Below are 14,435 nucleotides of genomic sequence, written 5' to 3'. Positions count from 1 at the left end.
GGTTAGGTGTTTCGTGGCTTTTCCACATAACGTGAAAAGTCAGATGGTTGAATATCTTGTGTGAATCCGTGACAAACAACTTAGATAACTGCTCAAAAAATTCAAGTTTCCTAAATAAAACTAAGTTGAGCTAGTTGTCAAGGTCTGATAGCAATTTTATGTGAGGCTGCGCTGTAGAGGCAATTCATGAATTGCCTCTACAGCTTTGATTGTTTTTTACTCAATCAGGTTTGAGGCTACACCACTTGAACGTAATATCATATTCATGAGAATTTTTTGTGAATTAGCTTCTGGAGAATCATCATAAGGACGGCGTTGAATGTAACTACCATCGGCTTGTAATTCCCAGGCTTGGCGATTATCTGCGAGCATAATTCCGAGAATTTCTTGCAAATCCTTGGCAATATCTGGGTCTTTCACTGGGGTAATTACTTCCACGCGGCGATCTAGGTTGCGACGCATCCAGTCGGCACTGCCGATATAGATTTCTTCCTGAGTATTGTTATGAAAATAAAAAATCCGAGAGTGTTCTAAAAAGCGACCAACAATGCTGATTATATGAATGTTTTCACTAATGTCTTTGAGTCCTGGGCGCAAACAGCAAACTCCCCTGATAATTAAGTCGATTTGCACTCCGGCGCGAGAAGCTTCGTATAATGTGGCGATAATTTCTGGATCGACTAGGGCATTCATTTTGGCAACAATGCGTCCAGAAAATCCATTTTGAACATTTTCGATTTCGCGGCGAATGAGTGCCAAAAAGCGATCGCGCATATTCACTGGTGCAACCAGCAACTCTCGATAAGACTTTTGCAGGGAGTATCCTGTCAAGAAATTAAATAAATCTGTGATGTCAGCACCCAATTCTTCACGGCAACTAAATAATCCCAAATCTGTATACAATCGTGCCGTCTTAGGGTTATAATTACCAGTGCCAATATGCACGTAGCGGCGTATCCGGTCTTTTTCCCGGCGTACCACCATGACGGTTTTGCTATGGGTTTTCAGCCCCACTAAACCATAGACAACATGAACTCCAACTCTTTCTAGTCGTTTTGCCCAGTAAATATTATTCTCTTCATCAAATCGTGCCTTTAATTCCACCAGTACAGATACCTGCTTATCATTTTCGGCGGCGGCTATTAAGGCGTTGACAATGGGCGAGTCACCAGAAGTCCGGTAAAGCGTCATTTTGATGGCTAACACATTGGGGTCATAAGCAGCATGGGTAATAAAGCGCACTACTGTAGCCGAAAAGGATTGATAGGGATGGTGTACTAGTAAATCCTTTTCCCGAATTACAGCAAAAAAGTCTTTTCCTTCGTCCGTGTCTGCAACATCTGGATTTAAATTCGGTTCCTTCAGCCTTTGCAGGCGTAATGGTACAACAGATTGGCGTGGTGGATCTTTGAGTTCTGGTAATGGCAATGCCATAAAATACATCAAATCCCGCAGTCCCAAAAGACCGTCTACTTCGTAGAGATCGCTTTCTGTTAATTCTAAATCTTGCAATAAGCGCGATCGCACTATTTCAGGAGTCTGAGACTGAATTTCTAGCCTGACTGGACTTCCACCTAGCCGCCGTTTTCTTAATTCCTGTTCGATCGCTAACAGCAAATCATCTGCTTCATCTTCTTCTAATATCAAATCGGCATCACGGGTAATGCGGAATGGATGATATTCTTGAATATTCATCCCTGGAAATAGAGATTCCAAATTATGAGCGATTACCTGTTCTAAAGGTACTCCCGTCCAGTTAGCAGGTTTTTCGGTGTTTTGATCTCCCAACTCCGGCGGTATCGGTAAAAATCGTGGTAGAAGATTGGGGACTTTAACTCTGGCAAATAATTCTTCTTCGGTGTCTGGGTTTTTGACCACAACAGCCAGATTCAGACTGAGATTAGAAATAAAAGGAAAGGGATGACTAGGATCAACAGCTAGGGGTGTCAAAACTGGAAAGACTTGTTCCTCAAAATAACTGTTGAGATGAGTGCGTTGTTTTTGATTTAAGTCTATGTAATCTAGAATATGGATGCCGTGATTTACTAGTAAGGGACGAAGTACTTGTTCAAAATGTTGGTGTTCTTTCTTGACGAGGGGAGTGAGGTTAGACCGAATATCGTCTAGCTGTTGTTGTGGTGTCCGACCATCGGGAGTTAACAGGCTGACTTTCGCCTCTACTTGTTGCTTTAAACCAGCAACGCGCACCATGAAAAACTCATCTAAATTAGAGTTGAAGATTCCCAAAAACTTGAGGCGTTCTAGAAGGGGCGTGCGATCGTCACAGGCTTCATGTAACACCCTGCCATTAAATTCTAACCAGCTTAACTCTCGGTTAAGATAATATTGTGGATCGCTAAGATTGATAGGGGTAGAGCTTTTCTTAGATTTTGCCATAATGACCTAAGGGCAGGCGGATGTAGCCCATTGAACTGGGGGACATTAAATATAGTAAATTAAATGGTGCTTGAGCATAACGCTGAAGCGATTTTTGGCTGCCCTCGCCACTGCTAAAGCACAGGTATTTGACCTTACTTCCATTCCTCTCTCCTAAAAGGGGCTACGGTGTACACACATCTCTGTTCTAAATCAAAATCGTTGGAGATCCCCCTAAATCCCCCTTAAAAAGGGGGACTTTGAGAGGTTCTTGCCCCCCTTTTTAAGGGGGGTTGGGGGGATCATAAGCCTGTGGAGTAATGTTACAAGACTTGTGTGTACACCGTAGCCTAAAAGGAGAAAGGCTTTGATTCTTGCTCCCCTTCCCTTGTAGGGAAGGGGTTGGGGGTTAGGTTTCAGACAATTACTCTACCAAACCTATAACTAAATTTTATAGCCGTTTTCAACTGTATGGAATATGTTGGTGGCGTACAGTTGTACCCTCTGAAAAAATATTGCATCCATATAATAACCGCAATAAGTCTAGGGATTAAAATCCTTGCCCACAGCATATTACCCATGAAGATGCACTTAAGATTTAGCAAAGATATGATATGGGCATTTCTAAAAATGTGTGACTAATTATTAAGCGGAGTTTACAGACAATTATGGGGTTAGATGCAGTCTAAAGCCTTACCTCTAATGCTTTTGGGATCGGGTTTTTCAAAATCAGTAATTTGGTAAGTATTAGCACATTTTCCATACAGGCATGAAGTAGATGCAAGTCTTACTGGGACTATACTTTATCAGGATTCTTCTGCTTTTTTTCAGTTCTTCACTAACAATTTAGTCTATTAGTTTTTTTAATTGATGACCCTAAGAATTTATCTAAAATCAAGTATTATTACTGAGATTTTTCTTAAGGGCAATGGTTATATTGAAAACGCAAAGATGAACAACACGAGGATTGTGAATCATGAAAATTTCTGCGATCGTTAAAGGAAGCATCTGCTTGTTAGGTTTAGTTGGTGTTGGTAATATCCTGGCTGCACCAGCAAGTGCAGGGCAGCAAGCAGCAGCCCGTGGTGCTGTTACTCTGGTTAGAGCTTCTGGTGCTTCTATCAGTGTTAGTGGTGAATTAACTTTGCCTAATAACGACTACTACGGTGCAGATGGAACTACTCCGGGTTTAGTTGTTACCCCTGCATACGGTACGGGTACATCAGCGACAGACAATGAAACTATAACCAGTTTAACTCTTACCCCAGCTGCGGTTGTTGAAGCAGCTGGTACCGGCAATGCATTCATCCAATCGGCTGCAAAAGCCTTAGATGCTGCAGTTGCTGGTGGCGATATTGGAGCACAAGCAGCTCTTATTCGCACTGGTGCTGGTGCTAATGGCTTAGGTGGTTTAGAATAGATTGAATTTTTGCCTCATAAGTAATTACAAAATTTTTAGCAACTGATAGAACAGTTGAATACATTTAAAGATAGGGGAGAGAAATAGCAATGCTATATTTCTTCCCTATATTTGTGATCTTGTTGACGAATTCGTATAAGAGGATGTTTTAAAAGTCATTAGCTGTAATTTTAGGCACTTCTAGATCCCTCCTAAATCCTCCTTAAAAAGGCTAGGGTGTACACACAAGTCTGCTCACCTAATTCGATATCGTCGAAGATCCCCCCTAACCCCCCTTAAAAAAGGGGGGAACTAGGATCAAAGTCCCCCTTTTTAAGGGGGATTTAGGGGGATCTCCAACGATTTTGGTTTTGTACAATAGGTTTAGAGATGTATTTATATCGTAGCTTCCCTCATCGGGAAGGGATCTGAAAGATTAGGTTAGAGTAAAAGTCTCAGACGGCCTTAAACTATTCATCAAGTAGCTAGACTGCTGACTGGATATGACACTGAGATTTATTAAAAAAAGCTCATGAAAGCTGGACATATTGATACAGAAGCGATGAGGTTAGAAGCCCTCCGCCAGTATCAAATTCTTGACACGGAACCCGAAGAAGCATACAACAATCTTGCTCAGTTAGCGGCATTTATTTGTGACACCCCTATATCCTTGGTAAATTTCATTGATGAAAATCGTCAATGGTTTAAGGCAAAGGTAGGTTTAGATGTATCAGAAATGCCCCGGAATGTTGGGTTATCTTATCTTTGCCAAGAACAGCTTAAGGTTGTGGTGATTCATGATACCCTAGCTGATGAAAAGTTGGCAAATAATCCAGTAGTTACTGGCTATCCACATATACGGTTTTATGCAGGTGTACCATTAATTACCCCAAAGGGAGATGTGCTGGGAACTCTGTGTGTAATTGACCAAGTTCCACGGGAATTGAGCGAAAAACAAGTGGAGGCGCTTGTGGCTCTCAGTCGCCTGGTAATCGACCAATTAGAACTCAGACTTCATGTAACTAAGATTTCTCAAATTACCGAGAAACTGATGGCGCAAGAGCAAGTAGCCCACGCTCAATCTGAAGCCGCCAGAATCCACATTGCTAATTTACTCGAAAGCATCAGTGATGGTTTTTTTGCCTTGGATAAAGAGTGGCAATTTACTTATATTAATAGTCAAGCAGAACGGCTGTTGCAAACAACCCAGAATGGGCTTTTGGGTAAAAACATCTGGGAGGTGTTTCCAGAAATTATCGGCACAACATTCTATTGTGAGTATCACAGAGCAATCTTAGAACAGGTGAGTGTCGAATTTGAGGAGTTTTATCCGTTACTAAACTGCTGGCTTCAAGTCCACGCTTATCCAGCAAAAGATGGCTTGTGTGTTTATTTCCAAGACATTACTGAACGACGGAAAACATCAGTTGCATTACGAGAAAGTGAAGAACGTTGGCAATTAGCATTACATGGTAATAATGATGGTATTTGGGATTGGAACCTCAAGACTAATGAAGTGTTCTTCTCAACGCAATGGCAGGAAATGCTCGGCTATAAAGACCACGAAGTTTCCAACTGTTGGGATGAATGGACAAAACGAATCCATCCCGATGAGCAAGATTTGGTACTTCAAGCTTTCCAAGACCACTTTGCCAAGAAAACACCGTTTTACGTCTGTGAATATCGAGTCCAGTGTCAAGACGGCAGCTATAAATGGATTCTAGATCGGGGACAGGCACTTTGGGACGCATTGGGTGATATAGTGCGGATGGTGGGTTCTTATACAGATATCACAGATCGCAAGCTGGCGGATGAAGAATTAAAAAGGCAACATCTGCGATCGCAATTATTTGCAGAAATCACTCTGAAAATTCGAGAATCTTTACAAATAGACGAAATTCTTAAAACCACGGTGACAGAGGTACAAAAACTACTACAAGCTGACCGGGTGTTAATTTTTCGACTGGAAACTGACGGTTCAGGAACAGTGGTACAAGAGGCGGTGCTACCTGGTTGGCCGATAATTTTAGGAGAAAATATTTTTGACCCCTGTTTTAAAGAAGAATATATAGAAAGATATCGCCAGGGAAGAGTAAGTGCCATTGAAGACATTGAAGCTGCTCATATTCAACCATGCCATCGAAAATTTCTTCAGCAGTTTGCTGTTAGGGCTAACCTCGTAGTGCCGATTCTGGTCAGGGATGGCATTTGGGGTTTGTTGCTGGCTCATCAGTGTGCCGCACCTCGAGAATGGAATGAGTTTGAGACGGATTTGTTACAGCAATTAGCTAACCAAATTGGCATTGCTTTATCTCAAGCGCAACTATTAGAAAAAGAAACCCAGCAAAGTCATGAACTTGCACGTTCCAACGCGGAATTAGAACAGTTTGCCTACGTCGCTTCCCATGACTTGCAAGAACCGTTGCGGATGGTAACTAGTTATTTACAACTGTTAGAGCGGAGATACAAAAATAAACTCGATGCCAATGCCGATCAGTTTATCACCTATGCAGTAGATGGGGCACGGCGGATGCAGATCCTCATCAACGATTTGTTGAACTACTCGCGCCTCAGCAGTCGTGGACAGCCTTTTGTGCCAGTCGATTGTAGTGCTGTATTAGAGCAGGTGCTGATTAATCTTCAGGTTGCGATCGCAGACCATAGAGCAGTTGTCACTTATGATACTCTACCGGAAGTGATGGCTGATGCTACCCAATTGACACAAGTATTTCAAAATTTGATCGCCAACGCGATCAAATTTTGCCGTCATCAACAGCCACGAATTCACATTGGGTTGAGTAGGGAGTGGGGAGTAGGGAGTAGGGGAGCAGAGGAAGAAAATACTACCTCATCCCCCTCACTTCCCAGTCCCCAGTCCCCAGTCCCCAATCCCCAATCCCCAGTCCCCAATCAAAACGAATATTTGTTCTGGGTACGTGATAATGGAATTGGTTTGGAATCCCAATATGCTGAACGCATTTTTATAATTTTTCAGCGCTTGCACAGTAGAGACAAGTATCCAGGTACTGGAATTGGTCTGGCAATTTGTAAGAAAATTATAGAACGCCACGGTGGCCGGATCTGGGTTGAGTCGAAACCGGGTCAAGGCTCGACTTTCTACTTCACAATTCCAGAGAGAACAGGTAAGCAATGGCTAGCACCATAACAGCGATTATGCCTATTGAGGTTTTGTTGGTAGAGGATAATCCTGGTGATGCCCAACTCACACGCATCGCCCTAGAAGATAGCAAAATCTCGATTCACTTGAACGTGGTAGAAGATGGTGTAGAAGCAATGGCATTCTTGCGAAAAAAGGAAAAATATGCTAAAGTACGTCATCCAGATATTATACTACTCGATTTGAACCTCCCTAAAAAAGATGGACGGGAGGTATTAGCAGAAATTAAAGGAGATGAAAACCTCAAACGAATTCCTGTAGTAGTTTTGACGACTTCTCAAGCTGAAGAGGACATCCTCAAAGCCTATAACCTCTATGCGAACTGTTACATAACTAAGCCAGTAGATTTTGATCAATTCGTTAAAATTGTCCAATCAATAGAAAATTTTTGGTTTGCGATCGTAAAACTGCCGCCGGAGTAGTGGAAATGGCAGGTGAAAATATTAAAGTTTTGTTGGTAGAAGACAACCCTGGTGATGTCTTATTGTTACAAGAGTTATTTAAGGAAGTTACCACAGTTGTAGTTGAGTTGATGCCCGTTGAGCGGCTTGATAAAGCACTAAACTACCTAAAAAACGAAATTTTTGATGTGATTTTGTTAGACCTTTCGCTGCCAGATAGCCAGGGATTGCAAAGCTTTGTCATGGCTCACAATCAGGCAAAAGCAACCCCAATCATTGTGCTGACGGGTATAAATGATGAAACCCTGGCAACTAGGGCGATGCAAGAAGGAGCGCAAGATTATTTAGTCAAGGGGCAAGTAACTGGTGACTTGCTGGTGCGCTCTATGCGTTATGCTATTGAACGTCAACGGGCATTGCGCGATCGCAAGCTAGCTGAAGAAAAAATCCGCGAACAAGCAGCATTACTAGATGTTACTACAGATGCCATTTGCGTCCGAGATTTAAACAATCAAATTCTCTTTTGGAACAAAGGCGCAGAAACACTTTACGGTTGGCAAGCTACAGAGGCTTGGGGCAAAAATGCTAGTGAGCTTTTGTTTGACGAACCTTCACCAGAAATCGAAGCGGCTCTATTGCAAGTTATTAGTCAAGGGAAGTGGCAGGGCGAATTAACTAAACTTACTAAAAGTGGCAAAGAAATCCTCGTTGCGAGTCGCTGGAGTCTAGTGTGCGATGAACAAGGGAAACCCAAATCAATTCTGACTGTTGATACAGATATTACCGAGAAAAAACATCTAGAAGCCCAATTGTTTCGCGCTCAACGCCTGGAAAGTATTGGCACCTTAGCTAGTGGCATTGCTCACGATCTCAACAATATTCTGACACCGATTTTGGCAGGAGCGCAACTGCTACCACTCAAATTTCCCGATGCCGATGAGCGAACTCGCCATCTACTAGAAATTTTGGAAATCAACGCTAGACGCGGTGCTGATTTAGTCAAACAAGTGCTGTCCTTTGCACGGGGTGTAGAAGGTAAGCACATCACATTACAACTCAGACATATAATTGTCGAAATTGCCAAGATTCTGAAAGAGACATTTCCCAAATCCATCGAAATCAGCACTGATATACTACAGGATTTGTGGATGGTTTCTGGAGATAGTACCCAACTGCATCAAGTATTGATGAACCTCTGCGTTAACGCCCGCGATGCTATGGCCAATGGCGGTACTTTGAGTATCTCTGCCGAGAATGTGTTGATTGACGAAAATTATGCCCGCATGAACCTGGAAGCCAAGGAGGGACCTTACACAGTGATTAATGTCTCCGATACCGGAATTGGCATTCCTGGGGAAATATTAGATCGAATTTTTGAGCCATTCTTCACCACAAAAGATGTCGGACAAGGCACTGGTTTGGGACTTTCCACTGTACTTGGAATCATTAAAAGTCACGGAGGTTTTGTAAATGTGTATAGCGAAGTGGGAAATGGCACTAGTTTTCAGGTTTACTTACCAGCTGTGGAGGGAATGGAACCACTCAGCCCAGAAGATTTGCCACCACAGAGAGGACATGGAGAATTGATTTTGGTTGTGGATGATGAAGTTGCAATTCTTGAGATTACGAGAACATCACTGGAAGCTCACAACTACAAAATCTTAGTTGCCAGTGATGGTATTGAGGCGATCGCGGTATACGCTCAAAATAGAGACAAAATTAGTGCCGTCCTCATGGATATTATGCTGCCCTTGCTGGATGGTTTAACTGCCATCCGTACCCTACAAAAAATCAACCCCGAAGTCAGAATTATCGCCAGCAGTGGACTGATGTCTGACAATAAACTTAGTGTAATAGCAGCCACAGGTGTAAGTACGTTTTTGTCGAAGCCCTATACTGTCAACGAATTATTGCTTTCCTTACAGAAAGTACTATCGTCAGTCAAATAATTACCTAAATATACTGATGACTTTGAGGGCAAAAAGCTGCTTGATTGACGTGGGTGCAAATTGCCTAGATTTGATATTATTGAGCATCGTCTAAGACACTTCTCTTACCGATACTGGGAAACTAGGTACTGGAGACTGTGAAGAGTTTTCCTAACCCCATACCCATGCCCAATCCCCCATGCCCCATGCCCAATCCCTTATACTATGCCTCGGTTTCTCAGGTTAATCATAAATGTAATAGTCTTGGGTGCATTATTACTCATATCCCAGCAAGTTTGGGCGCAAGATTGGCGTCCGGTTCGGGGTGGTATCCCTTTCGGTATCAGTGGTATGGCTCTCATAGAGGAGCAAAAAAATACCCTCGATTTTCTGATTGTTCATGACAACAAAAAACCAAACCAAGGTCGTTTAGCAATCATCAGCATTAAGGGTCAAAACCAACCTGAATATTTCCCCTTAAACTGGCCAAATAACATAGAATTGCCCATTGACTTAGAAAGTATAACATCAGTCCCAGAGAAAACAAAATTATCTTTTATCGCTTTAAGCAGTTCTGGAAAAGCTTATTACATCAGGTTAAATCCTGCCAACAAAACCATATTGGTTTTGAAGGAATTCAATCTACCAGGAATTATTCCAGGAAATAATTTTGAAGCATTTGGATTACAAAATATAGATGGCGAATTAGTTGCTATTTGGGCACATCGAGGTGAAGCAGAAAAACCAGCAACTATTTTTTGGGGAGTATTTGACTTAGCTAAATATCAAATTTCTCTCACAGGTTCTACCAATCTGAAAGTACCGTTTCCATCTGGCAATGTTCGCCATATTTCTGATTTAAAACTAGATCCCGTAGGAATTGTGTACATCACCTCAGCAAGTGATGCCGGGGATGATGGACCATTTCAGTCAGCTGTGTATGTCGCTGGTTACTTGGGATTGCATGGTAACAAAATTGTATGGCGACAAAACCCTCAACTTGTTCCCCTCTATCGCTCTAATTACCACAAAATTGAAGGTATAGAACTTGTTCCCGGTGCGGAAGGTGGTGTGGTTGTTGGTACAGATGACGAGAATTTGGGTTCTTATGTATACATTTTGGGTGGAAGTAGCTGAACGGTATGTCCACAGTTATTGCGAGAGGTAGCACAGCAAGTCAATCAGTTTGGAACGCTTGGAAGCATTAGCCCAAGCACTACTGGACTTTTCATCAATGGCAAACCTCACAACTTGGCTAGAGCAAGAGGAGACATGATAATTTTGAGAATTGCTGGTTTATTTGCGATCGCCTAGCAATTAACACACATCAAGAATTTTGTCAAATTATTTCTGGCGATGCCTAGGTTGGGCAAAGCCTACGCAACTTGGTGTAGGTTGACCATTATCTTATCGATAACAGCAACCCATTAATTACCCCTACACATTAAATCGGAACAACATTACATCCCCTTCCTGCACAACATACTCTTTCCCTTCACTGCGAACCAACCCTTTTTCTTTCGCAGCATTCATCGAGCCAGTTGTTACCAAATCTTTATAAGCGACAGTTTCAGCGCGAATAAATCCCCGCTCAAAATCACTGTGAATGACACCAGCAGCTTGAGGTGCAGACATTCCAGCATTAATTGTCCAAGCGCGGGTTTCTTTAGGGCCACAGGTGAAATATGTCCGCAAGCCTAAAAGAAAGTAAGTTGCCCGAATTAACGATTTCAAACCGCCTTCTTCCACACCTAAAGATTCGAGAAAATCAGCTTTATCTGACTCTGGTAACTCTACTAACTCAGCTTCAACTTGAGCCGAAACTATCACAACTTGGGCATTTTCTGTCGATGCAATTTGCCGTACTGTTTCCACAAAATGATTACCAGTTGCCAACTCATCCTCAGATACATTGGCGGCGTAGATAATCGGCTTATAAGTGAGCAGTTCCAGTCCCTTAATAATCTCCGCTTCTTCTTCATTCAAGCTTACCTGACGCACCGATTTACCTTCATTTAAAGCCGCAGCTAATTTTTCCAGAACTGAGACTTCAAACTGTGCATCTTTGCTGGTACGAGCTTGTTTGCGAGTGCGGTCAATTCGCCGCTCAATTTGTGATAAATCTGATAAACCCAGTTCTATATTAATGATTTCAATATCTCGCGCTGGGTCAACAGAACCAGCAACGTGGATAATATCATCATTCTCAAAACAACGTACTACATGGATGATCGCATCAACTTCCCGGATGTGGGACAGGAATTGATTCCCCAGTCCCTCACCTTGACTTGCACCTTTAACTAAACCGGCAATATCTACAAATTCAACCCGCGCCGGGATAATTTGTACCGAACTGGCAATTTTAGCAAGAACATTTAACCGTTCATCCGGTACTGCGACAACGCCGACATTCGGTTCAATCGTGCAAAAAGGGAAGTTAGCTGCTTCTGCTTTAGCATTAGCAACTACAGCATTAAATAAAGTAGATTTTCCGACGTTGGGAAGTCCGACAATTCCGGCTCTTAGCATTTTGGATTTTAGATTTGAGATTTGAGATTACATTACCAAGTTAATCTAAACAGGTTCCGGTATGGTTTGGGGAATTGGCCCTGGAACTGTTTGAGGAATGGGAGCAGGTACTGTTTCTGGTACAGGCCCCGGTAACGGTTGGGGTGTCGCTGGCCCCGGTACAGGTTCAGGACTAGGTAGCGGATTCGGTTCAGGATTGGGACTAGGTAGTGGACTCGGCCCAGGAGTAGGAATTTGTGGTTCTGGTATAGAAATCGCAGTGGGATTAATCATGGTAAGTCTAAATTAAATTATTCAACCTTCCCACGCTAGATGACAACCTCATCTGTTGACATCTCCCCAAATAGCTATACCCACCTACACCCCCTTCTAAAAGTGGTATGAACCTTCACCCGCACACTTGCAGCATAGAGATATAAAGCAGGTATTCTCCCAATGCCCAATACAACTCTTGGAGAGGCTGCGCGAACAGCGTCTCGTAGAGAAGGGATGCCCAATGCCCCAATTCTATAAACTACTCCTCCTTTACCTTTTTCACCACCTCTGGCACTGGATCGTAACCACCTGGATGAAACGGATGACAGCGCAAAATTCGCCGAGTTGCCATCCAGCTACCACGCAACACTCCAAATCGTTCAATGGCTTGAATAGCATACATCGAACAAGTTGGTTGAAAGCGACAAGTCGGGAGAAACAACGGTGAGATAAACATTCGGTAGCCCCGAATCAGCCAAATAAATAATAATTTCATTGCAGCTACCCAAATCTTATAAATTAGTAACAGGGACGCCGTGTGCAACTTTACTCGCAAACCTAACCCCCAACGCCTTCCCTACGTTCGCGTAGCGGCACGAAGTGCGCGAAGGGGAGCAAGAATCAAAGCCTCTCCCCGAAACGGAGAGAGGTTTGGAGAGGCGTTTTAAAAATAAGTTGCACATTGCGTAACAGGGGTAAAAATTTTCATCTTGTCGCATCTTTGTTAATTACATTTTCTGACTTCACTTCAATTCCGGTTTTATGGCTGCAAATTGCCTTGGCTGCAATTTGGGTGTTAGTCATCCTGCTGATTGCATGGGTGGTAAACCGCTTTGCCGACAAGCCAGAAATCGTGCGGAAGATAGTTCATATTGGCACTGGTAATGTAATTTTAATCGCTTGGTGGCTCGATATTCCTGCCAGTGTAGGGATTACAGCTTCTATTTTAGCGAGTGTAATCACCTTATTATCCTACCGACTGCCCATTCTTCCTGGTATTAATAGCGTTGGACGACAAAGTTTAGGGACATTTTTTTACTCTGTCAGTTTCGGTATTTTAGTTGCCTGGTTCTGGTACTTGCAACAACCCCAGTACGCAGCACTAGGAATTTTGATTATGACTTGGGGAGATGGATTAGCAGCCTTAATTGGACAACGCTTTGGTACACACAAGTATCAAGTTTTTGGGACGCAAAAAAGTTGGGAAGGCTCCCTAACTATGATGCTCGTTAGTTATCTTGTCTGTAGTTTAATTTTAGTTGGAACTCAAGGAAACAGTTGGCAAACTTGGACGATATCGCTGATAGTGGCAGTTATAGCTACTGCTTTAGAGGCTGTTTCATTTTTGGGTATTGACAATTTAACAGTTCCTTTGGGTAGTGCAACCCTTGCCTTCTTTTTAAGTCAGTTGGTTTTGAATTAGTAATTGCTTTGAGTGCTATTCCTAATTGAGCAAATAAGAGATAGCGCCAAAAATTTATTGTTAGTTAATAAATATAGGGCTTCTGGGTTGAGTCCAATACGGTAAGGAAGTTTGTAGTAAGGACTTTAGTCCTTCTTATTTTCTAAGCACTAAAGTGCTTACTACAAACCCTCAAAACTGATTTACTGGTTTAGCAGTCCGATCGCCATTTCAAGGTGTATCTTAGCTTTATGCAAGTTAAACAGGCTCTCTTGGTCGTATCTGTCAGGGTAGCTCATAGCTTTGCCCTCCATTGTTAGCTTAATCAGCGCCGCTTGCTCATCAGTGGGTGAGTTCATCTCATCTACCACCCCTTCAAGGAATTGAATAACGCTGAAGCCTGGTGATTTCAACCCTCTTCCTTGCCTTAATTGAGCAAGTGCTATCTGTGGAAATGCCATCAAGGTAACAATCCAACTAGTCTTATACCCTCCATTCCCAGTAGGCTTCAATCCGTAACGCCTACACAAGTCTCTCAACTCAGCAGTGGTTTTGATTTCGAGTTCTGACCTTGTGAACATAAAATAGAGTTACCCATTTGTAAAAGTGGTATCGGTGGTGAACTTGTTTTGTAGACTCGGTATCACCACCGATCTAAAACTCTATTCTAATGGTTTCGTTAGTACCAAGCTATATTTACATCTCTCAACAATGCCTAATCCTAAAGGGAACCCTCAAAATTTTGAACCAGCGCAACCAAAGGGAGATAAGCCATTAACTGACCAATTAAGTTTTAGAGTCTCTAAGGAAATGAAGGAAGAGGTAAAGGCTAAAGACGATCCTCCTGAGTTTTGTCGCCAAGCTATCCAAAAAGCACTAGATGAAGATAGGCAGAAGTAGTTAAAAGTTCTTGGACTAATACTTTAATAACTATAAAAAAGCCCTTCTGTTACAGAGGGCATTATCG

At 42.5% G+C, this 14,435-nt stretch carries 13 protein-coding genes; 8 read left to right on the top strand and 5 right to left on the bottom strand.

Annotation, left to right across the window (positions count from 1 at the left end):
- Positions 1–216: 216 nt before the first annotated feature.
- Positions 217–2,397 carry a polyphosphate kinase 1 gene (gene ppk1, locus V7K50_RS04965; RefSeq protein WP_334957826.1) on the bottom strand — a complete coding sequence of 727 codons (2,181 nt, stop codon included), beginning with the start codon at positions 2,395–2,397 and terminating at the stop codon, positions 217–219.
- A 955-nt stretch (positions 2,398–3,352) separates the two neighbouring features.
- Here ppk1 and V7K50_RS04960 point away from each other — a divergent pair.
- The 6 genes from V7K50_RS04960 (at position 3,353) to V7K50_RS04935 (ending at position 10,558) form a co-directional block, all read left to right on the top strand.
- Positions 3,353–3,796 (top strand): hypothetical protein, encoded by a 444-nt coding sequence (locus tag V7K50_RS04960; RefSeq protein WP_334957824.1) that lies wholly within the window; start codon positions 3,353–3,355, stop codon positions 3,794–3,796.
- Between the two features lie 511 nt (positions 3,797–4,307).
- Entirely contained in the window at positions 4,308–6,941 is a 2,634-nt protein-coding gene (locus V7K50_RS04955; RefSeq protein ID WP_334957823.1) for a GAF domain-containing protein, read from the top strand.
- Positions 6,926–7,375, top strand: a complete 450-nt coding sequence (locus V7K50_RS04950; RefSeq protein ID WP_334957821.1) for a response regulator — start codon at positions 6,926–6,928, stop codon at positions 7,373–7,375. The genes V7K50_RS04955 and V7K50_RS04950 overlap by 16 nt, the downstream gene beginning before the upstream one ends.
- A 5-nt stretch (positions 7,376–7,380) precedes the next feature.
- Complete coding sequence (locus tag V7K50_RS04945) at positions 7,381–9,303, top strand: hybrid sensor histidine kinase/response regulator (RefSeq protein WP_334958365.1); 1,923 nt, start codon at positions 7,381–7,383, stop codon at positions 9,301–9,303.
- Positions 9,304–9,507: 204 nt separating this feature from the next.
- On the top strand, positions 9,508–10,419 hold the full coding sequence (locus V7K50_RS04940) for a hypothetical protein (RefSeq protein WP_334957819.1): 912 nt from the start codon (positions 9,508–9,510) through the stop codon (positions 10,417–10,419).
- A gap of 49 nt (positions 10,420–10,468) precedes the next feature.
- Entirely contained in the window at positions 10,469–10,558 is a 90-nt protein-coding gene (locus tag V7K50_RS04935; protein WP_334957817.1) for a DUF4351 domain-containing protein, read from the top strand.
- A gap of 161 nt (positions 10,559–10,719) precedes the next feature.
- On the opposite strand, the gene ychF is transcribed toward V7K50_RS04935, so the two are convergent.
- The 3 genes from ychF to yidD all read right to left on the bottom strand — a co-directional run bounded on the left by ychF (position 10,720) and on the right by yidD (position 12,562).
- Positions 10,720–11,811, bottom strand: a complete 1,092-nt coding sequence (gene ychF / locus V7K50_RS04930; protein WP_334957815.1) for a redox-regulated ATPase YchF — start codon at positions 11,809–11,811, stop codon at positions 10,720–10,722.
- A 45-nt stretch (positions 11,812–11,856) separates the two neighbouring features.
- A complete protein-coding gene (locus V7K50_RS04925; protein WP_334957813.1) occupies positions 11,857–12,084 on the bottom strand; it encodes a hypothetical protein in 228 nt (75 codons plus the stop codon).
- 241 nt (positions 12,085–12,325) lie between these two features.
- The gene (gene yidD / locus V7K50_RS04920) at positions 12,326–12,562 is read right to left on the bottom strand and encodes a membrane protein insertion efficiency factor YidD (protein ID WP_334957811.1); all 237 of its coding nucleotides are present in this window, start codon (positions 12,560–12,562) and stop codon (positions 12,326–12,328) included.
- Positions 12,563–12,787: 225 nt separating this feature from the next.
- Here yidD and V7K50_RS04915 point away from each other — a divergent pair, with 225 nt between their 5' ends.
- Entirely contained in the window at positions 12,788–13,489 is a 702-nt protein-coding gene (locus V7K50_RS04915) for a diacylglycerol/polyprenol kinase family protein (protein ID WP_334957809.1), read from the top strand.
- A gap of 182 nt (positions 13,490–13,671) precedes the next feature.
- Here the strand turns inward: V7K50_RS04915 and V7K50_RS04910 are convergent, their stop codons facing one another.
- Positions 13,672–14,049 (bottom strand): hypothetical protein, encoded by a 378-nt coding sequence (locus tag V7K50_RS04910; RefSeq protein WP_334957807.1) that lies wholly within the window; start codon positions 14,047–14,049, stop codon positions 13,672–13,674.
- 130 nt (positions 14,050–14,179) lie between these two features.
- Between V7K50_RS04910 and V7K50_RS04905 the strand changes: the two genes are divergently transcribed.
- Positions 14,180–14,368 carry a hypothetical protein gene (locus V7K50_RS04905; protein ID WP_334957805.1) on the top strand — a complete coding sequence of 63 codons (189 nt, stop codon included), beginning with the start codon at positions 14,180–14,182 and terminating at the stop codon, positions 14,366–14,368.
- Positions 14,369–14,435: the final 67 nt, after the last annotated feature.

Source organism: Nostoc sp., assembly GCF_036917135.1.
GTDB lineage: Bacteria > Cyanobacteriota > Cyanobacteriia > Cyanobacteriales > Nostocaceae > Nostoc.
Note: the sequence above shows the minus strand (reverse complement) of the source record. Positions and strands in the feature narration are given on the sequence as shown.